Origin of the sequence: Paraburkholderia sp. GAS33 (assembly GCF_050436645.1) — a bacterium.
Classification (GTDB): domain Bacteria; phylum Pseudomonadota; class Gammaproteobacteria; order Burkholderiales; family Burkholderiaceae; genus Paraburkholderia; species Paraburkholderia phenazinium_B.
Genome location: NZ_JBNDMP010000005.1, coordinates 503,107 through 529,724, shown reverse-complemented (window position 1 = coordinate 529,724; position 26,618 = coordinate 503,107). Strand labels below are relative to the sequence as shown.

Genomic DNA, 26,618 nt, shown 5'->3' with positions numbered 1-26,618 from the left:
CGGGAACGCCGTTCGGCTTACTCGACCGTCGGCGGATGTTCGAACGTGTGGAACGGAGCCGGGCTCGGCACGGTCCATTCGAGGCCCGTGGCGCCGTCCCACGGCTTGTCGCTGGCCTTCTCGAGTTCGCCACCGCCGCGGTAAGCCGGCAGTGCGACAGCAAAGAGGAAGTACACCTGGGTCAGGCCGAAGCCGAACGCACCGATCGTGATGACCTGGTTCCAGTCGGTGAACTGCGCGGGGTAGTCGGCGTAACGACGCGGCATGCCTGCGAGACCCACGAAGTGCATCGGCAGGAACGCGAGGTTGAAGAAGATCATCGAGCCCCAGAAGTGGATCTTGCCGCGCGTCTCGTTATACATCCAGCCGGTCCATTTCGGCGACCAGTAGTACCAGCCGGAGAAGAGCCCGAACAGCGAGCCCGCCACCAGCACGTAGTGAAAGTGGGCCACCACAAAATAAGTGCCGTGGTACTGGATGTCGAGCGGCGCCATGGCGAGCATCAGGCCCGTCAGACCACCGAACGTGAACACGAACAGGAAGCCCACCGCAAACAGCATCGGGGTTTCGAACGTCAGCGAACCGCGCCACATCGTGGCAACCCAGTTGAACACCTTCACGCCCGTCGGCACGGCGATCAGCATCGTGGCGTACATGAAGAACAACTGGCCCGTCACCGGCATGCCGGTGGCGAACATGTGGTGCGCCCAGACCATGAACGACAGGATTGCGATCGACGACGTGGCGTACACCATCGAGCTATAGCCGAACAGCGGCTTGCGCGAGAACGCCGGGATCACCTGCGACACGATCCCGAACGCCGGCAAGATCATGATGTACACCTCGGGGTGCCCGAAGAACCAGAAGATATGCTGGTACATCACCGGATCGCCGCCGCCGGCTGCGTTGAAGAACGAGGTGCCGAAATGGCGATCGAACAGCAGCATGGTGATCGCCCCAGCCAGAACCGGCATCACGGCAATCAGCAGGTAAGCGGTGATGAGCCACGTCCAGACGAACATCGGCATTTTCATCAGCGTCAGACCCGGCGCGCGCATGTTCAGGATCGTCACGACGATGTTGATGCCGCCCATGATCGACGAGGCACCCATCAAGTGGACCGCGAAAATCGCGAAGTCCATGCCCGGTCCCATCTGCGTGGAAAGCGGCGCGTACAGCGTCCAGCCCGCAGCCGTCGCACCACCCGGCGCGAAGAACGAGCCCACCAGCAGCACGGCGGCAACCGGCAGCAGCCAGAAGCTGAAGTTGTTCATCCGCGCGAAGGCCATGTCCGATGCGCCGATCTGCAACGGCACCATCCAGTTCGCGAAACCGACGAAGGCCGGCATGATCGCGCCGAACACCATGATCAGGCCGTGCATGGTGGTCAACTGGTTGAAGAACTCGGGGCGCATGATCTGCAGGCCCGGCTCGAACAGCTCGGCACGGATCATCAGCGCCATCACGCCCCCGGAGAGGAACATGGTGAACGAGAAGATCAGGTACAGCGTACCGATATCCTTGTGGTTGGTGGCATACAGCCAGCGACGCCAGCCATGCGGCGTCCCGTGCGCATGCGGATCACCGTGTACGTGCTCGTGGCCCGCGACTACATCGTGTCCAACGCTAGACATGACAATCTCCTAAAGCGAATACTGCGGTGCTGACCATGAACACGTCAGGCTGCGGAACTGATCTGAACACGGCGAGCCTCTTTGGGGTCGCTGCCGCCCGTGACCGTTTCCGGCTTCTTTAAAATAATATGGTCTTCGGCGATGCCGGCCGACTTCAGCGCATCGCGCACGGCTTCCGCGCGGCTCTTGGCGAGCTTCGCATTGAGCTCGGCCGAACCGGTGGCGTCCGTAAAGCCTGACAGAGTGAACTTGGCATCCGGATGCGCCTTCGCGTAATCCGCAGCCGCTGCAACTGCTGCCTGGGCGTCGCCCGGCAGCGTGCTCTTGCCGGTCTCGAAGTAGACGTTGGCCGGAAGGGCCGCCTGCGGCTGCGATGCTGCTGCGCTATCCGAACCGCTGGAGGCCGGGGCCGCACCTGCTGCGCCTGACGCGGCGTCGCCGCCGGATGCCGCTGCAGCGCCCGATGCTGCGTCGGCGCCGCTAGCGGCGGCTGCACCGCTGGCGCCTGCTGCCGCGCCCGCGAGGTGGTCCCCACCTTCAGGCAGCTTGCCATTGCGCGCATCCGCAACCTGCTTCGGCTGCAGAATGTCGCCTGTATGGTTGCCCCACGAGTTGCGCTCAAACGTGATGACCGATGCGATTTCGACGTCGTTCAGGGTAGGTCCCCACGACGGCATCACGTTCTTGCCCTTCAGCACGATGCTCACGTGTTGGGCAATCGGACCATTGGCAACCTTGCTGCCGTCGAGCGCCGGGAACGCGCCACCACCCTTGCCGGTCGGCTGGTGACAGACCGCGCAGTTCGCCGCATAGACCTTGCCGCCGCGCTCCATCAATTCAGCGAGGGTGTAGGTCTTGTTCGGATCGTCAGCGCCGGCGGCCATTTTCTTCTGCTGGTCGGCGACCCACTTCGCATAGTCGTCAGCCGAAAGCACTTCGACGACGACCGGCATGAACGCATGTTCTTTGCCGCACAGCTCCGTACAGAAGCCGCGGAAGGTACCAACCTTGTCGGCCTTGAACCACGTGTCGCGCACGAAGCCCGGAATCGCATCCTGCTTCACGCCGAAGGCCGGCACGTACCAGGAGTGGACCACGTCGTTGGCGGTGGTGATGATGCGGATCTTCTTGTCGACCGGTACCACGAGCGGGTTGTCGACTTCCTGCAGATAGGTATCGGTCTTGGCCTGTTCGCCGTCGACCTCGGCACGCGGCGTGGTCAACGTGGAGAAGAAGTTGATGCCTTCGCCCGGACCCTTTACGTAGTCGTAGTTCCACTTCCACTGATAACCGGTCACCTTCACGGTGAGGTCCGCGTTGGTGGTGTCCTTCATCGCGATGACCGTCTTGGTGGCGGGCAGCGCCATCAGCACGACGATGACGAACGGGACAATCGTCCAGATGATTTCAACGGTGGTGCTTTCGTGGAAATGGGCGGCCTTGTGGCCTTTCGACTTGCGGTGAGCAAAGACCGAATAGAACATCACGCCAAACACGCCAATGAAGATCACCGTACAGAGGATCAGCATGAACGTGTGGAGGTGATAGAGCTCCTCAGCGATAGCGGTTGCAGGCGGCTGGAGGTTGATCTCGTTGACGGCGGGGCCGCCAGGACTGTCACCCACTGCCAGCGCGGCACCGGCAAAGAACATCCCGGTAAGCGCCAGCCCGCCCATCAGGGCTCGCTTGATTGTTTTCATAGATTCCTTACCCAAATTTTCCATTCAAACCCTCGACCCCGCTGGAAGGCTGCCCCGCGCTCCTCCTGAACGGCGCGAGCCTCAATGCGTCTAACAACGCCTGAGCCACATGCGCAATTCACCTGCAAATTGCGCGCGCCGATACTGCGCGAGGTGTTGCCCGATCATGATCGTCTGGCCACGCGAAACCAGTTTGATGTGGTCACGCGGCGTTGCGCCCGGCTCGATCCGCACCCAGCGTGGATTGAATTCGAACTGCGTGACCTGCTCCGCGCTTACCCGCTCGATTACCAGCCGGTTCGGAAACAGCCTGATGCGTTCGTAATCCACAGCATGACGTGCGTAAATTGCAAAAGCGATACCGACCGCCACCAACTCGATGCCGGTGAACGGCAGCACCAGCCAGGCGCCGATCAGATCCAGCATGAAAGCAATCAGCAGCGAAAACACCGCAAGCGACACATAGAACCATACGAACTGCCTGGGCGACACCGAACAGTTGCGTTTCATCGTCCAGTCTTTGAGGACCGGTTCCGACTCCACCAGCAGATCAGATGACGCCATCGCTGTCTCCTGCGAGTTGCCTCTTAACCCTGCCTGTTACCGTTGCCTACCGCCCTTTCCTGCTGCCCAGCGCCTCGGGCCTGCCGCTGCGGATGTGGGAACTCCGAGCGACAAACTGACGCATTATAGGCGCGTTCTATGGCATCCACAAGCAACGCCCTATCGGCCCGCAAGCCAGTCCCGACAAGCCTCTGCGCCGTTTTGACGCACCTCGGGAAACACTTTTGTCCCGGTAATTTCAGACATAACAGATGCCCTCTTTCCGGTTCAACGATTCTTCGACGGACCCCGGCCAATGTCCTCGAGCCGCACGATCCCGTGACCTTCGGCGGTCATTCGTGGCACGGCCTTCCATGCATGTCCGTAGATCACCTCGAACGTCAGGGCAAGCGTGCCGTCGGCCCGCCGGCGCGCCTCCAGCGCCGCCAGCAGGGCCTTGTACAAGCGCCGAGAAACCGGCCCGGCACCCATGCCCGGGTAGGCCGCAGCCTCGCGCTCGAACGGATAGGCGCCCCACCGGCGCACATCCGCAAGCAGCGACTGCGGCGATTGATAGGTGATGGTGAGCGTTTCCTGATCCATCACCGGAATCTCGAAGCCGCTTTCCACCAGCATATCGCCCAGATCGTGCATGTCCACGAAATCGATCACATGCTTTGCCGAAGGCACACCGTGCGCCGCCTCCACTTCGGCATAGGCGCCGCGCAGTTCCTTGAGTGTATCGGGACCAAGCGTGCTGAACATTAGCAGCCCCCCTACCTTGAGCACGCGCTGCCATTCGGGAAACACGAGATCGGGCCGCGAATGCCAGTGCAAGGCGAGGTTTGACCAGATGAATTCGAACGCGCCGGGCGTAAAGGGCAGAGCGGAGAAATCGGCCTGGGCGAAGCGCGGGCCGCGCGCGCCGAGCGCCTTGCCGATCGAAGCCGGCAGAAAGCGCCGCCAGCTCGTGTCGCCGGCGTCGTGCGCCAGCGCGCGGGTCAGCATGGCACGGGAAAGATCCGTACCGAACACCGGTGCTTCGGGGAAACGCTCGCGTAGACCGGGCAGGTCGTCGCCCGCGCCACAGCCCGCATCGAGCACGGCGGTCGGACTGACCTTGATGTAATCGAGACGCTCGCGCATACGCTGGGCAATCTCGCGCGGCAGGAACGCAACCTCGTCGAAAGTGGCGGCGCGGCGATCGAAAATCCGCTGAAGGCGCCGGGAATCATAGGCCGGACGGCCAGATTTTGCGGGAGTTGAGGACATGGGGGTCACGCGGACGAAGAGCCCGAAGTATACTCGCTCGCTCCCTTTCACTCATCGTAACTGGCGTTTCGCGGGCGGCCCATCAATGCAATTCCAGGTGTCGGCTTTTTCACCTTGCGGCCGGGTTGCAAAACTTGCAACCCGGCTGGGATCTTCATGGCCGCGCCTTGTTCATGCCGTTCTGCCGAATCTCTGTGCACTCTGCGGCAATTTGTCGCAGAGTGCACTCTGTAGAGGCTGTGACGAGGCTTATGCGAACGAATCGCGCCTGCGTTGCCTGGTCTGCGCGGTTCCGTTGCCGAGTTCGCGTCGCGGCAGGAACGCCGGTTACCGGTGTGCGGACTGTGTCGCCACGGCGCCGCCGTTCGACGCGACGCTCGCGCTCGCCGACTATCGCGCGCCACTCGATTCGCTCGCTGTGGGCCTGAAGTTTCGTGCTCGCCTGCTGCTGGCCGACGAGTTTGCGCAGCGGCTTGCACGTCTCGCGGGCGATTCGCTAAGCGCCTCTGAATGGCCCGACGTGATCGCGCCGGTCCCGCTTGCGGCGAAGCGCCTCGTCGAACGTGGGTACAACCAGGCATGGCAGATTGCGAAGCCGCTCGCGCGTACGCTTCGGGTGCGCAGCGACGCCACGTTGGTCGCTCGCGTGATCGAAACCACGCCGCAATCGCGACTGGATCTGGATGCGCGCCGGCAAAACGTCGGCCGGGCGTTTGAAGTCGCCGCACCGGTGCGCGGCCTGCACGTGGCCGTGGTCGACGATGTCATGACGACCGGCGCCACGCTCGAAGCCCTCGCACACGTGCTGAAGGCCGCCGGGGCGCGGCGCGTAACGAACTTCGTCGCGTTGCGCACACCGAAAAACTAGTTTCCACTGGCTCACATCATGTTCAACGTCGTCCTCGTCGAACCCGAAATTCCACCGAATACCGGTAATGTCATCCGTCTGTGCGCAAATACCGGTGCTCGTCTGCATCTGATCGAACCGCTCGGATTTCCACTCGACGACGCCAAAATGAAGCGCGCCGGGCTCGACTATCACGAGTACGCGCAGATGCATGTGCATGCCAACTGGGCAGCGTTCGTCGCCAGCGAAACACCAGACCCGGCGCGGATGTTCGCGTTCACGACGCGCGGTTCGGGCGCGTTTCACGCGCATGCGTTCCTGCCCGGCGACTGGTTCGTGTTCGGCGCGGAAACGCGTGGCCTGCCAGACAGCGTGCTGGAACAGTTCGCCGCCGAACAGCGTGTGCGTCTGCCGATGCGGCCGGGCAATCGCAGTCTGAACCTGTCGAATACCGTGGCCGTGGTGGTATTCGAAGCGTGGCGTCAGGCCGGCTTCGAAGGCGGCGACTGACGCAACAGCGTTGCCCGCCTGGCCAGTTCGGTTTGATAGCGGGCGAACATCGCATCGTCGAAACACGCAAACAGCACACGTTCGATTCCCGGCACGCGCGGCAAGGTTTCGAGCACCGCACCCACCGCAATGCTTACCGCCTCGTCCGCCGGAAAACGGTAGATACCGCAACTAATCGCTGGAAACGCGATGCTTGCGCACTGCGCCTCGCTGGCGAGTTCAAGCGAGCGCCAGTAACACGACGCCAGTCGTTCGGCCTCGCCTCGGCCGCCGCCGTGCCAGACTGGACCGACCGCGTGAATCACATGCCTCGCGGGCAACTGATAGCCGGCGGTGATTTTCGCGTCGCCGGTGGCACAACCACCCAGCGTCTCGCATTCGCGCAACAGCGCACGCCCCGCTGCGCGATGAATCGCACCGTCGACGCCCCCGCCGCCCAGCAATGACGTATTAGCCGCATTGACGATCGCGTCGACGGTCAGCGTCGTGATATCGACGACGCGCGCTTCGAGCGAACATTGACCGGATAGGAGCATGGAGAACCTCGCCATTCGAAACGCCGATAAGACGTTGACAGCGAAGAGAGGACAACGGTTCAGCGCGATCCGGAACGGGCTATTGGGCCTGAAGGGGCGCGGATCGCCGATCCGCAGAAGGCTGAACCGTTGTTGAGACGGATGTGCTTGCTACGTAAGCCGTTACGCCGGTCAAAGCGTGACCGTGACCGCCGCGCCGACCTACTCGGCTTTGGCGTCCCGCCGCAGCAGCGCGCTTACGGCATCGCGCGGAGCGACACCATCGAACAGCACCGCGCAGACAGCCTCGGTAATCGGCATGTCGATCGAATGAGCCCGCGCAATCGCCAGCACGGCTTGCGCACAGCGCACGCCCTCGGCCACGTGACCGAGTGCGCCGAGGATATCGTCAAGGGTGCGTCCCGCAGCCAGTTGCACGCCGACCGTGCGGTTGCGCGACAGATCGCCGGTTGCCGTCAGAATCAGATCGCCGAGACCCGTGAGACCGGTGAACGTTTCGGCCCGGCCACCGAGCGTCACGCCCAGGCGCGACATTTCGGCCAGACCGCGCGTGATCAGCGCAGCCCGAGCATTAAGGCCAAGACCGAGGCCATCGGCGATCCCCGTAGCAATCGCCAGCACGTTTTTCACCGCACCGCCCACTTCCACGCCCACGAGGTCGTCCCCCGTGTAGATACGCATGGCGCCATGATGAAACGCCGCCACGGTTCGCTCGCGACAGGCAGCCGATGCGCTCGCGATAGTCAATGCGACCGGCAAGCCCTGCCCCACTTCACGCGCAAAGCTGGGCCCGGACAAAACACCATTGCTGCTGTGACCGGCCAGCTCAGCTGCGACGACCTGATGCGGCAGCAACTGCGTATCGGCCTCGAAACCCTTGCACAACCAGACCACGTGAGCCGGCACCTTGCCGGCAGCACGCATGGCCTGAAACAGACCGCGCAAACCGGCCACCGGCGTCGCGACGACGCACAACGCGTCGTCAGCCAACGCGTGGCTCAGTGCCGCTTCCAGATCGGCCTCATATCGAAGCCCGGCCGGCAAAGCAACGCCCGCCAGATAGCGGGCGTTTTCCTGGGTTGCAGCAAGCTCGGCGACCAGCGCCGGCTCACGCGCCCACAGCACCGTATCGTGCCGCACCGCCAGATGGCCCGCGAGAGCGGTGCCCCATGCACCAGCGCCGAGAACGGCGACTTTCATACCCGGCACTGCGCGCAACACTTAGTGCGTGACGCCGTTCTGCGCCGCGCCTTCTTGCGTGCCGAGCTGCGCGAGACGTTGCTCGTACAGGGCCTGGAAGTTGATTTCGGCGAGGTGGATCGGCGGGAAACCGGCGCGGGTAATCGCGTCGGCAATGTTCGAGCGCAGGTACGGGAACAGGATCGTCGGGCAAGCAATGCCGACCAGCGGATCGATCTGCTCAGCCGGAATGTTGCGGATATCGAAAATGCCAGCCTGCTTGGCTTCGATCAGGAACGCTACCTTGTCCGACACCTTGGCCGTCACGGTGCCGGTGACGAGGATTTCGAACACGGTATCGGCGAGGCGCTCGGCCTTTACGTCCACTTCGACTTCGACCGACGGCATTTCCTGTTCGAGGAAGATGGCCGGCGAATTCGGCTGCTCGAGCGACATGTCCTTCAGGTAGATGCGCTGGATGTTGAAGAACGGCTGGTTATTCTCGTCGGACATGATTGGATATTCCCTGAATATGGTCATTTGCGGCGCGCCATGCTGCCATGGAGCGCCGGGTCGGTGCGTTGCGCGCCGCCCAACCCGGGCGCCGACACAACGGCTTGTTCTGGTGCTGTTTTGCCAGTTCGGCGCGTGAACCCGGCATCAATCCCGCGTGAAGCCGGAATTAACCCGCTGGAATCAACCCGCGCTCAGGCAGCTTCGAGCAGCGGCATCAAGCCGCCCGCGCGATCGAGCGCGGAAAGGTCATCATAGCCGCCCACGTGCGTCTCGCCGATAAACACCTGAGGCACCGTACGACGGCCTGTGCGGCTCATCATCTCTTCACGCCGGGCCGGGTCCTTGTCGATCAGCACCTTTTCGACAATCTCGACGCCGCGCGACTTTAAAAGACGTTCGGCCATCTGGCAATACGGGCACACCTGGGTGCTGTACATGATTACCTTGTTCACTTCGCTGCTCCTTGTTTCACAACCGGCATGCCGGCCTGCTGCCAGGCGTTCAGGCCGCCTTCGAGCACATGGACTTCGGCGTAGCCCGCGTCCTGCACGACGCGTACCGCCTTGTTCGACTGCTGGCCGTTTTGACAGACTAGCAGTACCGGGTTGCTCTTGTTCTTCACGAGCTGGCCAACCTTCGCCTGCAACTCGGCAAACTCGAGATGCCGCGCTGCGGGCAAATGACCGTTCGCGAACTCCGCCGACGGCCGCAGGTCGATGACTACGGCGTTGCGGCGGTTGATCAGCTGGGTGGCAGCGGCTGCGGTCAGGCCGCCGCGACCCCGGCGGCTGATGGTCGGCCACAGGAGCAACCCACCGGAGATGAGGACGATCGCGATGAGTACAAGGTTTGTGTAATCGGTGAAAAACTTCACGGAAAATCCGCCGAAAAAGAGAGAAATCGGAAAAATCAGAAAGGGGCAATCCGACCATTATAAAATAACCGCCTGACGCGATGGCGACGGCCCATTCGGGCCGCGTGCGCCGCGCTTTACCGCTTCCTTACTACCGACCGGCCATCTTATGTACAAACTCGTTCTCATCCGCCACGGCGAATCGACGTGGAACAAGGAAAACCGCTTCACAGGCTGGGTCGATGTCGACCTGACCGAGCAAGGCAATCGTGAAGCGCAGCAGGCTGGCGTGCTGCTGAAGGAATCGGGCTACACGTTCGATATCGCCTACACGTCCGTCCTCAAGCGCGCGGTCCGCACCCTTTGGCACGTGCAGGACCAGATGGATCTGATGTACCTGCCGGTAGTCCATTCGTGGCGTCTGAACGAACGGCACTACGGCGCGCTGTCGGGTCTGAACAAGGCGGAGACCGCTGCCAGGTTCGGCGACGAGCAGGTGCTGATCTGGCGCCGCAGCTACGACACGCCGCCGCCGGCACTCGACCCGTCCGACGAGCGCACCGCGTATAACGACCCGCGCTACGCCAAGGTACCGCGCGAAGAGTTGCCGCTGACCGAGTGTCTGAAGGACACCGTGGCCCGCGTGATGCCGATCTGGAACGAATCGATCGCGCCGGCCATCAAATCGGGCCGCAAGGTGCTGATCGCCGCGCACGGCAACTCGATCCGGGCGCTCGTGAAGTATCTCGACAACATTTCGGACAATGACATCGTCGGCCTGAACATCCCGAACGGCGTGCCGCTCGTGTATGAGCTGGACGAAAACCTGAAGCCCATCAAGCACTACTATCTGGGTGACCAGGAAGCGATTGCCAAGGCCGCGGCGGCTGTCGCGAAGCAAGGCAAAGCGGGCTGAACCCCGCGAGCGGCGCCGTTTGCGCCGCTCGTTTGGGCTCCTCAACGGCTTCCCGCCGCGTAGGCCTCATTGGCCTCACACGGACCTCCTGACCTCCTGATTTGCCCTGGGCATTGGCTGCATAAAGCGCAATACAACGCTGCAGGAAACACGCTGTGTACACTCGCCCGAACCGGCCGGTGTACGCAGCGCAAGGTACACTGCCGATCCAGGACATCACCGTTCACCCGTTACCGCACATTTCTCTGCTCCCCGGCGTAAATCCCCAGAACCCGGCGCGCCTTGCGCTGTCGAATTGCGATTACTATCGCTGTGCACTGCCTGGGCGGGTGTGTGCAGTTATACTTGTCCGTCCCCATCTCTTTGACGCTGCCACGCGCTTCCGACCGCAACAGACTCTATGCGAAAGAACCTGAAAAATATCGGCCTGATTGCCGCGGGCCTTGCTACCGGCGTTTTTGCAACATTGCAACTTTCAGCCTCGGCCCAGCAACCCGCCAGCAGCGCCGTCGCGCCGCTGCCGCTCGATCAGCTGCGGCTGTTTGCCGAAGTTTTCGGACAGATCAAGCACGAATATGTAGAACCGGTCGATGACAAGAAGCTCCTCACGGCCGCTATCAAGGGCATGGTGTCGAGCCTCGACCCGCACTCGTCGTATCTCGACAAGACCGATTACGAAGAACTGCAGGAACAGACCAAGGGCCGCTTCGCGGGCCTCGGCATTGAAATTTCGGCGGAAGACGGCCTGATCAAGGTGATCTCGCCGATCGAAGACACCCCGGCGTTTCGCGCCGGTATCCGTCCGGGCGACCTGATCACGCGTATCAACGACAAGCCGGTGCGCGGCATGACGCTCGACCAGGCCGTCAAGCAGATGCGCGGCGATCCGGGCACCAAGGTTACGCTCACGATCTTCCGCAAGACCGATGACCGCACGTTCCCGCTCACGGTCACGCGCGCCATCATCAAGGTGCAGAGCGTGAAGATGAAGATCCTGGCGCCGGGTTATGCGTACATCCGCATCACCAGCTTCCAGGAACGCACCACGCCTGACCTGGCCGAAAAGCTGCAGGAAATCGCACGCCAGCAGCCGAACCTGAAGGGCCTCGTGCTCGACCTGCGCAATAACGGCGGCGGTCTGCTGCAAAGCGCGGTCGGCGTGGCTGGCGCCTTCCTGCCGCCGGATTCGGTGGTGGTCTCGACCAACGGGCAGATCCCGGATTCGAAGCAGGTCTACCGCGATACCTACGATAACTACCGTCTGCCGTCGTTTGACAGCGACCCGCTGAAGGACGAAGCGCCGATCTTCAAGACCGTGCCGATGATCGTGCTGACCAACGCCTACTCGGCGTCGGCATCGGAAATCGTTGCCGGTGCGCTGCAGGATCAGCATCGTGCGCTGATCGTCGGCAAGACGACCTTCGGCAAGGGTTCGGTGCAAACGGTGCGTCCGATGACCGCCGACACCGCGCTGCGCCTGACCACGGCGTACTACTACACGCCGAGCGGCCGTTCGATCCAGAACAAGGGTATCCGCCCGGACGTTGCGGTTGACCAGTACGCGGACGGCGATCCGGACGACGCACTCGTGACGCGCGAAGTGGACTATTCGAACCACCTGGCAAACACGCAGGATCCGGACGAGAAGAAGGAACAGGAACAACGCGAGCAGGATCGCATGGACCAGTTGCGCGCGCTTGAAGAGCAGAACGACAAGAAGACGCCGGAACAACGCCAGAAGGACCGCGACCGCAAGCCGGTCGAGTTCGGTTCGGCCGACGACTTCATGCTGCAACAAGGCCTGAACAAGCTGGAAGGTAAGCCGGTGCAGGAATCGAAGTCGCTCTCCGAACGCCGTCTCGCGCAGAACAAGCCGGAGCAATCCGCTTCGGCGCCGGTGGCGGTCAAGCCGACCACTCCGGTTCCAGGCATGGGTGCATCGGCGAGCACGCCGGCTTCCGCGCCGGCTCCGGCATCGCAAGCCAACTAAGCAGCAAGTTTCATCTAAGGGTCTTCGCAGCGCGACACGTTGCGAAGACCCTTTTCTCCAGCGCGATTAGAATCAACAGAACGAATGCTCGCGCAGCAGGCAACGCCTGACCTCGAATGCGGCTGGCGTGTTTGCCGCCTCCGCGCGACACACCTCGGCGCCCGCCATGAACGACGATCAACTTCTCCGCTATTCCCGCCATATTCTTGTCGACGAACTCGGTATCGAGGCGCAACAGCACTTTCTCGATGCACATGCGATCGTTATCGGCGCGGGAGGGCTGGGCTCGCCAGCGGCGATGTATCTGGCCGCAGCGGGCGTGGGCAAGCTGACGCTTGTCGATGCCGATACCGTCGATCTCACCAACCTGCAGCGCCAGATTCTGCACGTGACGGCTTCGGTAGGTCGCAGCAAGGTCGAGTCCGGGCGCGACGCGCTCGCCCAACTCAATCCTGATGTGATAGTGGATGCAGTCGCGCAACGCGTCGACGATGCGTGGCTCGACGCAGCGGTACCGCACGCGACGGTTGTGCTCGATTGCACCGATAACTTCGCGACGCGCCACGCCATCAATCGCGCGTGCTTTGCGCACCGGGTGCCGCTCGTGTCGGGCGCTGCACTGCGCTTCGATGGGCAGATCAGCACGTTCGACTTCCGCGACGCCGCCTCGCCCTGCTATGCGTGCGTGTTCCCGGAGGACCAGCCGTTCGAAGAAGTGGCCTGTTCGACCATGGGCGTATTTGCGCCGACAGTGGGGATCATCGGCGCGATGCAGGCCGCCGAAGCATTGCGTGTGATTGCGGGAATCGGCACGCCGCTCGTCGGCCGCCTGATGATGCTCGATTCGCTGCGAATGGAGTGGAACACGATGCGCATCGCGCGCCAGCCGGATTGCCCGGTCTGCGGCCACGCGCATCGTCCGTCGTAGAGTTAAGGTTAAGCCCAATCGATCAGTGCTTCCCCGCGCGTGCAAGTGCGAAGTGCACGCCTGCGCACGCGGCGAGGAACCAAGCTCACACCGCCGCGACCCGCTTCAAGGCAGCCTGCACCTCTTCCGGCTCGAACGAAGCCAGCACATCCGCCACCGGCTTCTCCAGACTCTTCACGTGCGAGCGCAGGATCTCCTGCTTCACGACCAGCAACTGGCTCGGATGCATCGAAAACTCAGTGAGGCCCATACCGAGCAATAGACGCGTCAGCGCCGGATCGCCTGCCATCTCGCCGCACACCGACACCGGCACACCCGCGCGCTTCGCCTCGCGCAGCGTGAAGGCGATCAGATGCAGCACGGCCGGATGCAGCGGGTCATACAGATGCGCCACCGCGTTGTCCGCACGGTCGATCGCCAGCGTGTACTGGATCAGATCGTTCGTGCCGATCGACAGAAAATCGAGCCGCTTCAAAAACAGTGGCAACGCGATCGCCGCGGCAGGAATCTCGATCATCGCGCCGACCTGCACGTTCGGATCGTAGGCGAGACCCGCGTCGTCGAGCTGACGTTTGGCCTCGCGAATCAGATCGAGCGTCTGGTCGATCTCCTGCGCATGCGCAAGCATCGGAATCAGGATCTTCACCGTGCCGAACACCGACGCTCGCAGGATGGCGCGCAACTGCGTGAGGAACATCTGTGGCTCGGACAGGCTCCAGCGGATCGCACGCAGCCCCAGCGCCGGGTTGGCGGCGGTTTCATAGCCATCGCCACCGCTCATCGAATCGAGCGGCTTGTCGGCCCCCACGTCGATCGTGCGGATCGTGACCGGCAGCCCGTTCATCAGCTCCACCGCGCGGCGATAGGCGGCAAACTGCTCCTCTTCGGCCGGCAGCTTGTCCTTGTGATTCATGAACAGGAACTCGGTGCGGAACAGGCCGATACCCATTGCACCCGCATCCACCGCCGCTTTCGCATCGTCGGGCAGTTCGATGTTCGCACACAGCTCGATGCGCGTGCCGCACAGCGTCTGCGTGGGGGAGAACTTCAGACGCTGCAGCTTGCGCTGCTCGAGCGCCTTCTCGCTTTGCCGGTACGAATACTCCTCGAGCACGATCGGCGCGGGGTCGACGATCACGATGCCATGATCGCCGTCGACGATAATCAGATCGTCCTGACGGATCAGCGCGCTGGCGTGCTGCACGCCGACCGCAGCCGGAATGCCGAGGCTGCGCGCGACAATCGCCGTATGCGAGGTACGGCCACCCAGATCCGTCACGAAGCCCTGAAACGTTTGCGTTTTGAACTGCATCATGTCGGCCGGCGCAATGTCATGCGCGACCACGATCATTTCGTCGCATGTGCCGTGCGCGTTATCGACCAGACTCGCAGCCGTTGCCCCAGCCAGCGCCTTCAGCACGCGTTCGACCACCTGCTGGATATCAGCTTTCCGCTCGCGCAGGTATTCGTCTTCGATGTCGTCGAAGTGGCGTGACAGGCGCTCGAGCTGCTCGGTGAGCGCCCATTCCACGTTATAGCGGCGCGTGCGGATCAGATCGATGGTTTCCTGGACGAGCATCGCATCGTTCAGGATCATTGAATGAACGTTGATAAACGCGCCCATCTCGCTCGGCGCATCCGCCGCGAGATCGTTGCGCAATATATCGAGCTCCTGATGAACGAGTTGCTGGGCCGAGCGGAAACGCTCGACCTCGCCTTCGATCTGGGCGGGCTCGACTAAATAGTGGTCGACGTCGAGTGCAGCCGGGGCGATCAGATAAGCCCGCCCGATGGCGATACCGCGTGACACGGGAATTCCATGCAGCGTGAACGACACGCGCACCTCCTCTAGTTGTGTGATGCCGCGGTAGACCGCTGCAATGCTCTCAGACCTTGCACGTCATTATAAATTCCGCAGCTTACTGGCGCCTGCCCGGTCAGTGTGCAGCGCAACACGCTGTGTTACCGCGTCGATTGTGACGCGTTAAAAAAAACGCCGCGGAAAACCGCGGCGTGACGACCCAGATAATCTGTAAACGCGCCGCGTTACTGACCTTCGCCGAATTTATCAGCGATCAGTTTCAGTAGTGCGTCCATCGCTTCCTTTTCGTCTGAGCCTTCGGTTTCGATCAGCACCGTGCTGCCGATGCCCGCGGCCAGCATCATCACTCCCATGATGCTTTTCGCGTTGATGCGCCGCCCGTTGCGGCTCATCCAGATTTCCGCCTGGAAGTTACCCGCGAGTTGCGTCAGTTTGGCCGACGCGCGCGCGTGCAGCCCCAGCTTGTTCACGATAGTCGTTTCCTGTTGCAGCATGTAATGGTCCGAAGCGCGGGTAATGATGTTTATGAAAGATGAAACCGAAACCGTTACAGGCTCGTCGTGCCCTGCTTGTGGGTGAGATCGCTCTCCGGCAGCATGGCAGGCACGCAATCGCCCATCACAGGCGGTGCGCACACTGGCGCGGGCGTGCCCGGCGCGATCGCCTGGACGCCCTTGGTCGCCCCGGCCAGCGCCTTGTCGACCAGCGTGTCGAGCGGCGTCGCGCGATAGCAGACCGCGCGTAGCAGCATCGGCAGATTCACGCCGGCCAGTACGCGCACATCGGGCAGCGACGCGAGCCGCGCGGCGATATTGGAAGGCGTCGCGCCGAACATATCGGTCAACACCAGGGCGCCGTTCTCTTCCCTGAGCCGATCGATCTCGGAGTGCGCGAATGCCACGACCTCCACAGGATCGCAGTCCGGTGAGACGTCGATGACGCCGATGCGGGCCGGTAAGCCCCCGTAAACGTGTGCGATACAGTCCCTGAGCGCCGTTGCGAGAGGGGCGTGCGCAATGATCAGAATGCCTGCCATGTCAGCCTTGCTGCAAAAAACGGCCCTGAACCGTGGCCCGGGTTTTAACCCGGTCGTCACGCCCTCGACCGGCCGATGGTCTGAGGGTCGGATCCGTGTTCCGCGCTGCCTACCTGCCAGGCCGAGACGGCCCCGCAGCGAACGAGCGCTTCATGCCCGCGCGAAACCCGAGGTTTCGGGCGGCGCGCCTGCCGGCGATCCTAACCGACGCGGGCCGCCGCTAAAGAGCGGGCATTGTAACAGGCTCATTTTCGCGCTTCCGCCACTTGTTCGCTCGACGCCGCCCTGACAGACCACCTGGGCAACCCGTCAGGGCGACTGCGTTATCCTACCGCCCGTTCGAGCGCGTCGATGAACATTCCGGCGACGTCGAAACCGGTCTGATCCATGATTTCGCGAAAGCACGTCGGGCTCGTCACGTTCACTTCGGTGAGCCAATCACCAATTGCGTCGAGGCCCACCAGCAGCAGACCGCGCTCCGCGAGCACCGGCGCCAGCGTCTCCGCAATCTTGCGATCGTGCTCGGTCAGCGGTTGCGCCACGCCGAGCCCACCCGCGGCAAGATTGCCGCGCACCTCATTGCCCTGAGGAATGCGCGCGAGCGAATACGGCACCGGCTGGCCGCCGATCAGCAGAATGCGCTTGTCGCCGTCCTTGATCTCGGGGATGAATTTCTGCGCCATCACCGAACGCGCACCGTCGTGGCTCAGCATCTCGATGATCGAACCGAGGTTCATGCCATCCGCTTTCACGCGAAACACGCCCATGCCGCCCATGCCGTCGAGCGGCTTCAGAATCACATCGCCATGCTCCGCGTGAAACGCGCGCAATCTTGCGGCGTCGCGCGTCACGAGCGTTGGCGCCACGAACTGCGGGAATTCGCCTATCGCGAGCTTTTCCGAATGATCCCGAATCGCCTGCGGCTTATTGAAGATGCGGGCGCCGCTGCGTTCTGCAAGCTCCAGCAGCCACGTGGACGTCACGTATTCCATGTCGAACGGCGGATCTTTGCGCATCACCACAGCGGCAAAGCTTTTCAGCGAGCGCGCGGCAGCGGCATCGGCGGCATACCAGGTCTCGCGATGACCATCGGATTCGTCGCCGACAATCGCAAAGCGCCGCGCATTCGCCTCGACGTCTGCACCCGTCCATGCGAGATGCTTCGGCTCGCAGATGTAGAGCGTGTGACCGCGCCGGGCCGCCTCGGCCATCATCGCGTGGGTCGAATCCTTGTAGATCTTGAAGTGATCCAGCGGGTCGGCGATAAAGAGAATGTCCATGGAAGTCCTGATGCGCACTGATGGGCTTGGCATTATGCGTTAAACAAAGGGCGGCGGCATGAAGCGCGCCGCCCGTCGGTCCGGTGTGGCGTAACGAGGCGTAACCTCGACGCCACAGCAACCGGGTGTGAAGCGAGACCTTGGCCGCGAATCAGACCTGGATCGCTTCCGGATCGGTCTTTTCCAGTTCCACCGAGGCGGCCAGCAAGCCAAGCCGCGCCACCACACCGTACATATAAAAACGGTTCGGTGGTGCCACACCGGGCTTCGCATGAGCGTCCGGCAAAGCCGTATGCTCGAAGCCGAGCGGCACGAAGTGCATACCGGGCGCATTCAGATTCTGATCGCGCTCACGGCTGCCGTGCACGCGATAGAAGCCGCCCACCACATACCGGTCGATCATATACACGACCGGCTCGGCGACTTCCTCACCGATGCGCTCGAACGTGTAGACGCCTTCCTGCACGATCACGTCGTGCACTTCGAGACCGTCCTTGGTGGTTGCCATCTTGGCGCGCTCGCGCTTGGTGAGCGCAGCGACTTCCGAAGCGTCGTGCACGGTCATCACACCCATGCCGTAAGTGCCCGCATCCGACTTGATGACCACGTACGGCTTCTCGGAGATGCCGTACTCGCGATATTTCTTGGCGATCTTCTTCAGCACGCCGTCGATCGCATCGGCCAGCGCCTCTTCGCCAGTACGCTCCTGGAAATCGACGCCTTCTACGTGCGCGAAGTACGGATTGATCATCCACGGGTCGATCTCGACCATCTTCGCGAACTTCTTGGCGACGTCGTCATAGCAGGAGAAATGCGTCGACTTGCGACGCACCGCCCACGCGGCATGCAACGGAGGCAGCAGATACTGCTCGTGCAGGTTTTCAAGGACCGGCGGAATGCCGCCGGAAAGATCGTTGTTCAGAAGAATCGAACACGGATCGAAATTCTTCAGGCCAAGCCGGCGTGCCGAGCGCTCGAGCGGCTCAAGGACGATCTTCTGACCGTCCGACAACGCAATGGTGACCGGCCCGTCGACGCTCTCGTCGAGGGTACCGAACCGGACGTTGAGCCCGGCTTGCCGCATGATGGTCGCCAGACGGGCGACATTCTCCAGATAAAACGCATTGCGCGTGTGGCGCTCCGGAATGACCAGCAGGTTCTTCGCGTCCGGACAGATCTTTTCGATCGAAGCCATGGCCGCCTGCACAGCGAGCGGCAACACTTCCTGCGGCAGGTTGTTGAACGCGCCGGGAAACAGATTGGTGTCGACAGGGGCGAGCTTGAAACCTGCGTTACGCAGATCGACCGAGCAATAGAACGGCGGCGTGTGTTCCTGCCATTCCAGGCGGAACCAGCGTTCGATGGCGGGTGTAGCGTCGAGGATCTTCCGCTCGAGATCGAGCAGCGGGCCGTTTAACGCCGTAACTAGGTGCGGAACCATTGATCACTCGCAGACTGGAGAAAAAAGATTGTAGAGCAAATGCTTCGTCCATTTGGGGACGGTTTCTCCATTCGCAAGCAGGGACGGATGCATTCTCGCTATGAGCGCGATAGGCGGCGAAAACTGCTCCTCGGATGCAGTCTACCGCGATTCATCCGCGAATAGTCCAGCAATAGCACCGCAACCGGCGCCAAAGAAAAGGCCCGCCAGAAGGCGGGCCAAAGTCGCTGCGCTTGATTCGTGATCGTGAATCGTAAAGCCTTGAAACCCTTAAACCTTATTCGACGTGCTCGCCGTGCAGGCTCACGTCCAGGCCTTCGCGCTCCTCTTCTTCCGTCACGCGGATACCCATCACCAGATCGATCACCTTCAGCAGGACGAAGCTCACCACGCCGCTGTAGATCAGAGTCGTCAACACGCCCTTGGCCTGCAGGATCACGCTGCCGTCCGCGCCGCCGATGTCCTTGACCGCGAACACGCCGGTCAGCAGTGCACCGACGATACCGCCAACGCAGTGCACGCCGAAGCAGTCGAGCGAGTCGTCATAACCGAGCTTGCCCTTGAGCCACGTAGCCGACCAGAAGCAGATCACGCCAGCTGCAATGCCGATCACCAGCGAACCGCCGATGCCGACGAAGCCCGAAGCCGGCGTAATCGCCACCAGACCTGCAACCGCGCCCGAGACGATGCCGAGTACCGACGGCTTGCCCTTGGCGATCCACTCAGCAAACATCCATGCGAGTGCTGCGGCTGCCGTTGCAACCTGCGTCGCGAACATCGCGAAGCCGGCACGGCCGTCTGCTGCCACTGCGGAACCTGCGTTGAACCCGAACCAGCCCACCCACAGCATCGCGCCACCGATCAGCGTCAGCGTGAGGTTGTGCGGAGCCATGACTTCCTTGCCGTAGCCGACACGCTTGCCGAGCACCAGGCAGCAAACCAGACCGGCGATACCGGCGTTGATGTGCACCACCGTGCCGCCTGCGAAGTCGAGGATGCCTGCCGTAGCCAGCCAGCCGGTCGGTTCCCAGACCATGTGAGCGATCGGCGAGTAGACGATGATCGACCACAGCGTCATGAACACCAGCATCGCCGAGAACTTCATACGGTCAGCAAACGCACCCGTGATCAGGGCCGGCGTGATGATCGCGAAGGTCATCTGATACACGCAGTAGACCGTTTCCGGGATCGTCGGAGCCAGGTGGCTTACCGTCAGCGTGGTCGCCTTGTCGCCGTGGATATAGTTCATCCCGGCCATGAAGACGCGCGAGAAGCCGCCGATGAACATGCCGCCAGGTGTGAACGCCAGGCTGTAGCCCAGCACCACCCAGACGATCGTCACGACGCAGGTGATCGCAAAGCTTTGCATCAGCGTTGCGAGCACGTTCTTCTTGCGGACCATGCCGCCGTAGAACAGTGCCAGGCCCGGGATCGTCATGAACAGCACGAGCGCGGTGGAGGTCAGCATCCAGGCGGTGTCGCCGGAGTTGATCTTCGACGAGTCGACCGAGAACGGCGCGGTCGGAGCAGCCGGGGCGGCTGCGGCAGCGGCTGCCGACGCGTCGGGTGCAGCAGCCGCGGTAGCCGGTGCGGAGGCGTCCGCTGCCGGTGCCGATGCTGCGGCGGCCGGTGCGCTGGCCGTCGTATCGGCGGCAGGTGCCGAGGCGGCTGCAGGTGCTGAAGCGTCGTCCGCGAGGGCGGCGCCGATACCGCCCGCGAGCAGCGAACCGGCCATCAGCATGGACATCAATAGTTTGCGCATCTTAATTTTCCTCTTGTAGCGAGTCGCTATCGTTCTATTTACAGGGCGTCCGCCCCGGTCTCCCCGGTGCGAATCCGAATCACTTGCTCGATCGGCGTGACAAAAATCTTGCCGTCGCCGATCTTGCCGGTGCGTGCGGCACGCTCGAGCGCTTCGATCGCCTGATCGACGATGTCGTCCGAGACCGCGGCCTCGATCTTCACCTTCGGCAGGAAATCGACGACGTACTCTGCGCCCCGGTACAGCTCGGTGTGGCCTTTCTGACGCCCAAAGCCCTTCACTTCTGTCACCGTGATTCCGGAGACGCCGATTGCCGACAAGGCCTCGCGCGCCTCATCGAGCTTGAACGGCTTGATGATTGCGGTAATCAGTTTCATGAAATCCTCGCTGTAGTTGCGTAACCCGTTTGCGAAACCTGGTTTCCCCTGAACTGTTGCGTCGATACGCGGCTGGTACTCGAACCGGATCGATGCAGTGCCGGTAAAACCACCCGGCAGTGCGCGCCGGGCAGTAACAGCAACTCGCATGCCATGTGAGTGTCACACTCGCTGGAACCGGTGCCGGTAGCGGCCCCGCGCTCCCCCTGGCCGGATGGCCAACGTTGGCGGGGGACGGTGGCGCGCCGTCTGGATCGTTGCTAGAGTGTTCGCAGGCCACGGACACGAATACGCGCACCAAAGTCGCACATGGAACCGTACCGACCGGTCGGTCATGCACCAAAAATGCTCATCCGCCGATCCGGGGCACAGACGTAATGACACATGCACACTTTTTGTGCATTTAAGGGGAACACCATGAAACAACCGAACGACGTCTTCAACGATTTCCAGGCTCGCATCAGCGATCTGCTCAAGAACTCGCCCGCGAAGGATGTCGAACGCAACGTCAAGGCCATGCTGTCGCAGGGCTTCTCAAAGCTCGATCTGGTAACGCGCGAAGAATTCGATACGCAAACCCAGGTGCTGGTGCGTACGCGCGCCCGTCTCGAGGAACTGGAGCGGCGCGTGGCCGAGATCGAACAGAAGCTGCCGGTGACGCACACGTCCTGAGGTTGCGCGAAGTCTGAATTGCACATCACTGGCAAGCGAGCCGTGACGTCATCAGCGTTTTAGAGAGTCGTGCGCGCTACCGGCGCGCCGTCTGACGGGAGAAAACATGTCGCTTGCCGTGGTGCGCAGTCGCGCGCCGGCCGCTGGCCGCGCGCCTGAAGTAACGGTCGAGGTTCACCTCGCCAACGGATTACCCTCTTTTTCGATCGTCGGCCTTCCCGATCTCGAAGTGCGCGAAAGCCGCGAGCGCGTGCGCGCCGCGCTGCAGAACTGCGACTTCGACTTCCCCGTGCGCCGTATCACCGTCAATCTCGCGCCAGCCGACCTGCCGAAGGAATCTGGCCGCTTCGACTTACCTATTGCACTGGGTATCCTCGCCGCGAGTGGGCAGATTCCGGCGGAATCGCTGATGCATCGGGAATTCGCGGGCGAGCTGTCGCTGACAGGCGCACTGCGTCCCATGCGCGGGGCCTTTGCGATGGCATGTGGAACCGCGCGGAGCAACGCGCAGCAGGTGGCGGCCGAACTCTATCTGCCGGCGGCAAGCGCTGCGGAGGCCGCCCTAGTGCCGGGCGTCAACGTCTACGGCGCCGCCGGTCTGCCCTCGCTATGCGCGCATCTGGCTGGGGTCCCGGACAGCCGGCTCACGCCAGTCGCCGCGGCTGCACTCGACACGGCCCCTGTCGTCCCGGCCGCCGATATGGCCGACGTGATCGGCCAGCGCGCCGCGCGCCGGGCGCTCGAAGTCGCCGCGGCGGGTGGTCATCATGTTCTGATGGTCGGGCCGCCGGGGGCCGGCAAGTCGATGCTGGCGGCACGCCTGCCGAGCCTGCTGCCGCCGATGACCGACGACGAAGCGCTCACCTCTGCAGCGCTGCTGTCCGCGAGCATGTCGGGTTTTTCACCGGCGCAATGGCGGCAGCGGCCGTTCCGGGCGCCGCATCACTCGTCGAGCGCAGCGGCGCTGGTGGGCGGGCGCAATCCGCCGCAACCAGGTGAAATCACGCTGGCGCATCTCGGTGTGCTGTTTCTCGACGAAATTCCGGAATTTGACCGCCACGTGCTGGAGACGTTACGCGAACCGCTCGAAGCCGGACGCATCACCATTTCGAGAGCGGCATTGCAGGCCGATTTCCCGGCAGCCTGCCAGCTGATCGCCGCGATGAATCCCTGTCCGTGCGGCTGGCGCGGCGATCCGAACGGACGCTGCCGCTGCACGCCGGAAATCGCCGCGCGCTATTTGCGCAAACTTTCGGGGCCGTTGCTGGACCGAATCGACATCCAGATCGAGTTACCCGCGCTCACGCCGGCTGAACTCTCCGCGCGCGCGAGCAACACCAACGAGCCAAGCGTAGCCATTGCCGCGCGGGTAGGCGCAGCTCGCGCCCGGCAACTGGCCCGTCAGGGCAAAACCAACCGCGAACTGAGCGGCCGCGAAGTCGACGAGGTCTGTCGGCCGGACGCAGCCGGCGAAGCGCTGCTGCGCGAAGCGGGTGATCGTTTCGGCTGGTCGGCACGCGCCTATTACCGCGTGCTGAAGGTGGCCCGCACGATTGCAGATCTAGCCGGTGCCGACGCGCCGAGTGGCGCTCAAATTGCAGAAGCCGTCCAATATCGTCGTGCATTCGCCGCTGGATAGAGCAAAAAAATCGCTGTCAAGACTTGACTTATGCACACGAAAGTATTTCTGGAAAATTCGCAGGCAATTGAAAGGTAGGCTCGATGCGTTTTGGAGAGGCCATTGATTTTATTGGGTTTTTTGGTTGTCCCCGAAGCAGGGAAAAGTGACCGGACGCCCGTGGGACGGGCATCCCGGCCCGCTCCCGCCAAGTTCTCCACAAAGTTATCCACAGGCGCGGCAGGTGATGGAAAAATCCCCATAAAATCCGGCTATTAGCGTCATAACCTGCGAAGGAACTTTCACTGCGTGCATCGATCTACGACACCCTTGCACGCCGCGCGAAGCAGCTAAATGGCGTCTTCAATAAAGCTGGAACGATCGAAAAAACTGGTCGACCTGCTCCTGCGGCAACGGCTGACTGGCGATAATCGCCGCCTGGTAGACATGCCGGCCATGGGCAACGAAGCGCGCGTAGATCGTGCGAGTCTCCTTTTGTTCGCCAGCCTTGCCGCTCAGCGTCATCTCGAGGCCGGGCACCTGACCACCGGCGGCCAGCGGAATCTGCACCGCGTGCGCGGCCGGCGCGGTGCCGACATTGCGGGCCAGTCCGTCGCGCAGGAAGTCGAGCGCCGTGCGCTGCACCTGCGGGTCGTCCGAAGGCAGCATCAGCGTGCCGACCGCGAATACGGCCGGCCCGGCCTCGGCGGTCTGCATGGCCATTTTCATCGAAGTCCCGGCCACGTCGATCTGCCGCGTATCGCTGCCCGGCTTGGCCGGCAGGTCGACGGTATAACCGTTGTCGTTATTCATGACCGTGCGCCAGTCGTAGGTCGGCGAACAGCCGGCCAGCAAGCCGCCCGCGGCGACCACGCAAAGACTCATGCGCAGGATGGCGCGCGTTGCCGCCGTCGTCGGTAAGCCGGAAGAGAGGTGACGCAGCCGGACAACGAAGCTCAAGGGGAAGGTGGAAAAAAGACGCAGGAATGGCAGGCAGAAAGCGGATAGGAACATGACGAAGCTGTCAGGAAGGCTCGAAGCTTAAAACCCCATTATCCGCCGATAGAAGCACCCCCGGCAGGGTGTCGACAGCGCCCTGCCGCCTCGCGGGATTGGGGCTACAATACCGTGGCTACGTTCCGCGCACGCTGCGCGAATCTCGAGGTCCCGTTCATGAGCCCTACCCCGTCTCCTTCCGTATCGAAGCGCACCAGCCCGATCCGCTACATCGCGATGGCGGCTGTCGCGGGTGCGATCGCGATTGCCGGCTATTTCGCCTTCAACGGCCAGCAGCACGTGCCGGATGCGACTTTCACGCTGTTGTCGGGCCAGAAAGTCTCGACGGCCGACCTGAAGGGCAAGGTCTATCTGATCAACTTCTGGGCGACCAACTGCGACACCTGTGTCCAGGAAATGCCGAAGATGGTCGACACGTATAACCGCTTCAAGGGCAAGGGACTCGAATTCGTCGCCGTCGCAATGAACTACGACGCGCCGATGTACGTGGTCAACTACAGCCAGACCCGCCGCCTGCCGTTCAAGGTCGCGATGGACGACGGCTCGGCGGCCAAGCAGTTCGGCAACATCCAGTTGACGCCGACAACCTTCCTGGTCGCCAAGGACGGTACGATTCTCAAGCGCTATGTGGGCGAGCCGCAGTTCGCCGAGCTGGACCAACTGCTCGAAAAGGCGCTGAACGCGGCCTGAAGCAGCAAAGCACGAAAGCACCAGATACAAAACGCGCCGGTAGCGAATTGTCGCTACCGGCGCGTTGCTTTTGGGGCGCACTCGTTGGGTCCTGTGCGATCCGGGACTTTACCGCTCGCCGTCGCCTTTCACCGCCAGCCCATACCGCTTGATCTTCTCGTAAAGCGTCGCCTTACCCAACTGCAAGCGGTCCGCCGCCACCGCCACCGCGCCGCCGGTCTGCTCCAGCGCCTGCGCAATCACCGCCCGCTCGAACTGCTCGACGCGCTCCTTGAGCGACTGCGAATCCTCCGCCGCATCGACCGACCCCGCTACCGGATCTTCCGCCACTCCGAGCACAAGCCGGTCAGCCGCATTGCGCAACTCCCGCACGTTGCCTGGCCAGTCGCGCTGCATCAGACCCGCGCGCTGACGATCCGTCAGAATCGGCGCAGGGCGCTGATAACGCACCGCGGCGTCGAGCAGGAAATGCTCGAAAAGCGGCACGATGTCCTCGCGACGTTCGGCGAGCGGCGGCAGCGCGATCGTCACGACATTCAGGCGGTACAGCAGGTCGCGCCGGAACGTGCCGGCAGCGACGTGCTCGGTCATATCGCCTTTGGCAGCCGCGACGATGCGGCAATTCACGCGAATCGGCTGGTTCGAGCCGAGCCGCTCGAGCACACCGTCCTGCAAGACCCGCAGCAATTTGACCTGCAACCCCAACGGCATGCTCTCGATCTCGTCGAGAAACAGCGTGCCGCCCGAAGCATGCTCGAGTTTGCCGATGCGCCGCTTGGCCGCTCCGGTAAAAGCGCCGGGCTCATAGCCAAACATCTCCGACTCGAACATCGGTTCCGGCAGAGCACCGCAATTGACCGCGAGAAACGGCTTGTCACGCCGTGGCGACAGTTCGTGCAGGCTGCGCGCGATCAGTTCCTTGCCCGCACCGGTATCGCCGTTGATCAGCACCGACGCGTCGGTCGGCGCCACATTCGCGATCAGCCGCCGCACCTGTTCGATCACCGGACTACGGCCGATGATGCGCGGCGCCACCGCGTTCTGCCCCGCCAGCTCACGGCGTAGCGCGTGATTCTCCAGCACCAGCGTGCGGCGTTCCAGCGCGCGCCGCACTGTCTCGATCAGACGCTCGGAGGCAAACGGCTTCTCGATGAAATCGTAGGCGCCATCGCGCATTGCCTGGACGGCCATGGAGATATCGCCGTGACCGGTGACGAGAATCACCGGCACTTCGGGCGCACGCTCATGGCATTGCGCGAGCAGATCGAGACCGCTCGCGCCGGGCAAGCGGATATCGCTCACGATCACGCCCGGAAAATCCGCGTTGATCGAACGCGCTGCGGATTCGACCGACGCATGTCCCGTGACGTCGAACCCGGCGAGCTGCAGGCTTTGCACGCTCGCGCGACGCACCAGTTCGTCGTCCTCGATATACAGCACCGGCAAACTATTGTTGACCATTGTCCTCACCACCTAAAA

At 62.6% G+C, this 26,618-nt stretch carries 26 protein-coding genes; 8 read left to right on the top strand and 18 right to left on the bottom strand.

Annotated elements, in window-relative coordinates:
- Positions 1 to 17: 17 nt before the first annotated feature.
- The 4 genes from ctaD to P3T24_RS18910 form a co-directional block, all read right to left on the bottom strand.
- A complete protein-coding gene (gene ctaD / locus P3T24_RS18925; RefSeq protein ID WP_074263262.1) occupies positions 18 to 1,634 on the bottom strand; it encodes a cytochrome c oxidase subunit I in 1,617 nt (538 codons plus the stop codon).
- 44 nt (positions 1,635 to 1,678) lie between these two features.
- The gene (gene coxB / locus P3T24_RS18920) at positions 1,679 to 3,358 is read right to left on the bottom strand and encodes a cytochrome c oxidase subunit II (protein ID WP_429436812.1); all 1,680 of its coding nucleotides are present in this window, start codon (positions 3,356 to 3,358) and stop codon (positions 1,679 to 1,681) included.
- Positions 3,359 to 3,424: 66 nt separating this feature from the next.
- Positions 3,425 to 3,898, bottom strand: a complete 474-nt coding sequence (locus P3T24_RS18915) for a DUF2244 domain-containing protein (RefSeq protein WP_074263260.1) — start codon at positions 3,896 to 3,898, stop codon at positions 3,425 to 3,427.
- Positions 3,899 to 4,165: 267 nt separating this feature from the next.
- Positions 4,166 to 5,149: a methyltransferase domain-containing protein gene (locus P3T24_RS18910; RefSeq protein WP_429436810.1), complete on the bottom strand. Its 984-nt coding sequence runs from the start codon at positions 5,147 to 5,149 to the stop codon at positions 4,166 to 4,168.
- Positions 5,150 to 5,234: 85 nt separating this feature from the next.
- Here P3T24_RS18910 and P3T24_RS18905 point away from each other — a divergent pair, with 85 nt between their 5' ends.
- Both P3T24_RS18905 and trmL read left to right on the top strand, forming a co-directional pair.
- The gene (locus tag P3T24_RS18905; RefSeq protein ID WP_429436808.1) at positions 5,235 to 6,017 is read left to right on the top strand and encodes a phosphoribosyltransferase family protein; all 783 of its coding nucleotides are present in this window, start codon (positions 5,235 to 5,237) and stop codon (positions 6,015 to 6,017) included.
- A gap of 18 nt (positions 6,018 to 6,035) precedes the next feature.
- Entirely contained in the window at positions 6,036 to 6,506 is a 471-nt protein-coding gene (trmL, locus tag P3T24_RS18900) for a tRNA (uridine(34)/cytosine(34)/5-carboxymethylaminomethyluridine(34)-2'-O)-methyltransferase TrmL (protein ID WP_429436805.1), read from the top strand.
- On the opposite strand, the gene P3T24_RS18895 is transcribed toward trmL, so the two are convergent.
- The 5 genes from P3T24_RS18895 to P3T24_RS18875 all read right to left on the bottom strand — a co-directional run bounded on the left by P3T24_RS18895 (position 6,479) and on the right by P3T24_RS18875 (position 9,611).
- A complete protein-coding gene (locus P3T24_RS18895; RefSeq protein WP_429436802.1) occupies positions 6,479 to 7,042 on the bottom strand; it encodes an O-acetyl-ADP-ribose deacetylase in 564 nt (187 codons plus the stop codon). The two genes, trmL and P3T24_RS18895, sit on opposite strands and share 28 nt — an antisense overlap.
- A gap of 201 nt (positions 7,043 to 7,243) precedes the next feature.
- Positions 7,244 to 8,242, bottom strand: a complete 999-nt coding sequence (locus P3T24_RS18890; RefSeq protein WP_074265918.1) for an NAD(P)H-dependent glycerol-3-phosphate dehydrogenase — start codon at positions 8,240 to 8,242, stop codon at positions 7,244 to 7,246.
- A 21-nt stretch (positions 8,243 to 8,263) separates the two neighbouring features.
- Entirely contained in the window at positions 8,264 to 8,734 is a 471-nt protein-coding gene (secB, locus tag P3T24_RS18885) for a protein-export chaperone SecB (protein WP_074263255.1), read from the bottom strand.
- A gap of 194 nt (positions 8,735 to 8,928) precedes the next feature.
- Complete coding sequence (grxC, locus tag P3T24_RS18880) at positions 8,929 to 9,189, bottom strand: glutaredoxin 3 (protein ID WP_074263254.1); 261 nt, start codon at positions 9,187 to 9,189, stop codon at positions 8,929 to 8,931.
- A complete protein-coding gene (locus tag P3T24_RS18875; RefSeq protein ID WP_074263253.1) occupies positions 9,186 to 9,611 on the bottom strand; it encodes a rhodanese-like domain-containing protein in 426 nt (141 codons plus the stop codon). Before P3T24_RS18875 ends, grxC begins: the two co-directional genes overlap by 4 nt.
- Positions 9,612 to 9,759: 148 nt before the next feature.
- Here P3T24_RS18875 and gpmA point away from each other — a divergent pair, with 148 nt between their 5' ends.
- From gpmA to P3T24_RS18860, 3 genes are all read left to right on the top strand, one after another.
- Complete coding sequence (gene gpmA / locus P3T24_RS18870) at positions 9,760 to 10,506, top strand: 2,3-diphosphoglycerate-dependent phosphoglycerate mutase (RefSeq protein WP_074263252.1); 747 nt, start codon at positions 9,760 to 9,762, stop codon at positions 10,504 to 10,506.
- Positions 10,507 to 10,906: 400 nt separating this feature from the next.
- Positions 10,907 to 12,496 carry a S41 family peptidase gene (locus P3T24_RS18865; protein ID WP_074263251.1) on the top strand — a complete coding sequence of 530 codons (1,590 nt, stop codon included), beginning with the start codon at positions 10,907 to 10,909 and terminating at the stop codon, positions 12,494 to 12,496.
- A gap of 166 nt (positions 12,497 to 12,662) precedes the next feature.
- Positions 12,663 to 13,424: a HesA/MoeB/ThiF family protein gene (locus tag P3T24_RS18860; RefSeq protein ID WP_429436799.1), complete on the top strand. Its 762-nt coding sequence runs from the start codon at positions 12,663 to 12,665 to the stop codon at positions 13,422 to 13,424.
- A gap of 85 nt (positions 13,425 to 13,509) precedes the next feature.
- On the opposite strand, the gene ptsP is transcribed toward P3T24_RS18860, so the two are convergent.
- From ptsP to P3T24_RS18825, 7 genes are all read right to left on the bottom strand, one after another.
- The gene (ptsP, locus tag P3T24_RS18855; RefSeq protein ID WP_429286745.1) at positions 13,510 to 15,261 is read right to left on the bottom strand and encodes a phosphoenolpyruvate--protein phosphotransferase; all 1,752 of its coding nucleotides are present in this window, start codon (positions 15,259 to 15,261) and stop codon (positions 13,510 to 13,512) included.
- A 209-nt stretch (positions 15,262 to 15,470) separates the two neighbouring features.
- Positions 15,471 to 15,740, bottom strand: coding sequence for an HPr family phosphocarrier protein (locus tag P3T24_RS18850; protein WP_074263248.1), 270 nt, complete (start codon positions 15,738 to 15,740; stop codon positions 15,471 to 15,473).
- A gap of 53 nt (positions 15,741 to 15,793) precedes the next feature.
- Positions 15,794 to 16,282: a PTS sugar transporter subunit IIA gene (locus P3T24_RS18845; RefSeq protein WP_429436796.1), complete on the bottom strand. Its 489-nt coding sequence runs from the start codon at positions 16,280 to 16,282 to the stop codon at positions 15,794 to 15,796.
- Positions 16,283 to 16,605: 323 nt separating this feature from the next.
- Positions 16,606 to 17,562, bottom strand: a complete 957-nt coding sequence (gene gshB / locus P3T24_RS18840; RefSeq protein ID WP_429436793.1) for a glutathione synthase — start codon at positions 17,560 to 17,562, stop codon at positions 16,606 to 16,608.
- Positions 17,563 to 17,713: 151 nt separating this feature from the next.
- A complete protein-coding gene (gshA, locus tag P3T24_RS18835) occupies positions 17,714 to 19,003 on the bottom strand; it encodes a glutamate--cysteine ligase (protein WP_074263245.1) in 1,290 nt (429 codons plus the stop codon).
- 277 nt (positions 19,004 to 19,280) lie between these two features.
- Positions 19,281 to 20,765 carry an ammonium transporter gene (locus P3T24_RS18830; protein WP_429407016.1) on the bottom strand — a complete coding sequence of 495 codons (1,485 nt, stop codon included), beginning with the start codon at positions 20,763 to 20,765 and terminating at the stop codon, positions 19,281 to 19,283.
- A gap of 38 nt (positions 20,766 to 20,803) precedes the next feature.
- The gene (locus P3T24_RS18825) at positions 20,804 to 21,142 is read right to left on the bottom strand and encodes a P-II family nitrogen regulator (protein WP_006048089.1); all 339 of its coding nucleotides are present in this window, start codon (positions 21,140 to 21,142) and stop codon (positions 20,804 to 20,806) included.
- Between the two features lie 417 nt (positions 21,143 to 21,559).
- Between P3T24_RS18825 and P3T24_RS18820 the strand changes: the two genes are divergently transcribed.
- Positions 21,560 to 21,814 carry an accessory factor UbiK family protein gene (locus P3T24_RS18820; protein WP_074263243.1) on the top strand — a complete coding sequence of 85 codons (255 nt, stop codon included), beginning with the start codon at positions 21,560 to 21,562 and terminating at the stop codon, positions 21,812 to 21,814.
- A gap of 106 nt (positions 21,815 to 21,920) precedes the next feature.
- Positions 21,921 to 23,453 carry a YifB family Mg chelatase-like AAA ATPase gene (locus P3T24_RS18815; RefSeq protein WP_429436791.1) on the top strand — a complete coding sequence of 511 codons (1,533 nt, stop codon included), beginning with the start codon at positions 21,921 to 21,923 and terminating at the stop codon, positions 23,451 to 23,453.
- Positions 23,454 to 23,795: 342 nt separating this feature from the next.
- Here the strand turns inward: P3T24_RS18815 and P3T24_RS18810 are convergent, their stop codons facing one another.
- A complete protein-coding gene (locus P3T24_RS18810; protein ID WP_429436788.1) occupies positions 23,796 to 24,446 on the bottom strand; it encodes a hypothetical protein in 651 nt (216 codons plus the stop codon).
- A gap of 159 nt (positions 24,447 to 24,605) precedes the next feature.
- Between P3T24_RS18810 and P3T24_RS18805 the strand changes: the two genes are divergently transcribed.
- The gene (locus P3T24_RS18805) at positions 24,606 to 25,139 is read left to right on the top strand and encodes a peroxiredoxin family protein (RefSeq protein ID WP_429407008.1); all 534 of its coding nucleotides are present in this window, start codon (positions 24,606 to 24,608) and stop codon (positions 25,137 to 25,139) included.
- Positions 25,140 to 25,247: 108 nt separating this feature from the next.
- Here the strand turns inward: P3T24_RS18805 and P3T24_RS18800 are convergent, their stop codons facing one another.
- Positions 25,248 to 26,600 (bottom strand): sigma-54-dependent transcriptional regulator, encoded by a 1,353-nt coding sequence (locus P3T24_RS18800; RefSeq protein WP_429436785.1) that lies wholly within the window; start codon positions 26,598 to 26,600, stop codon positions 25,248 to 25,250.
- Between the last annotated feature and the right edge of the window lie 18 nt (positions 26,601 to 26,618).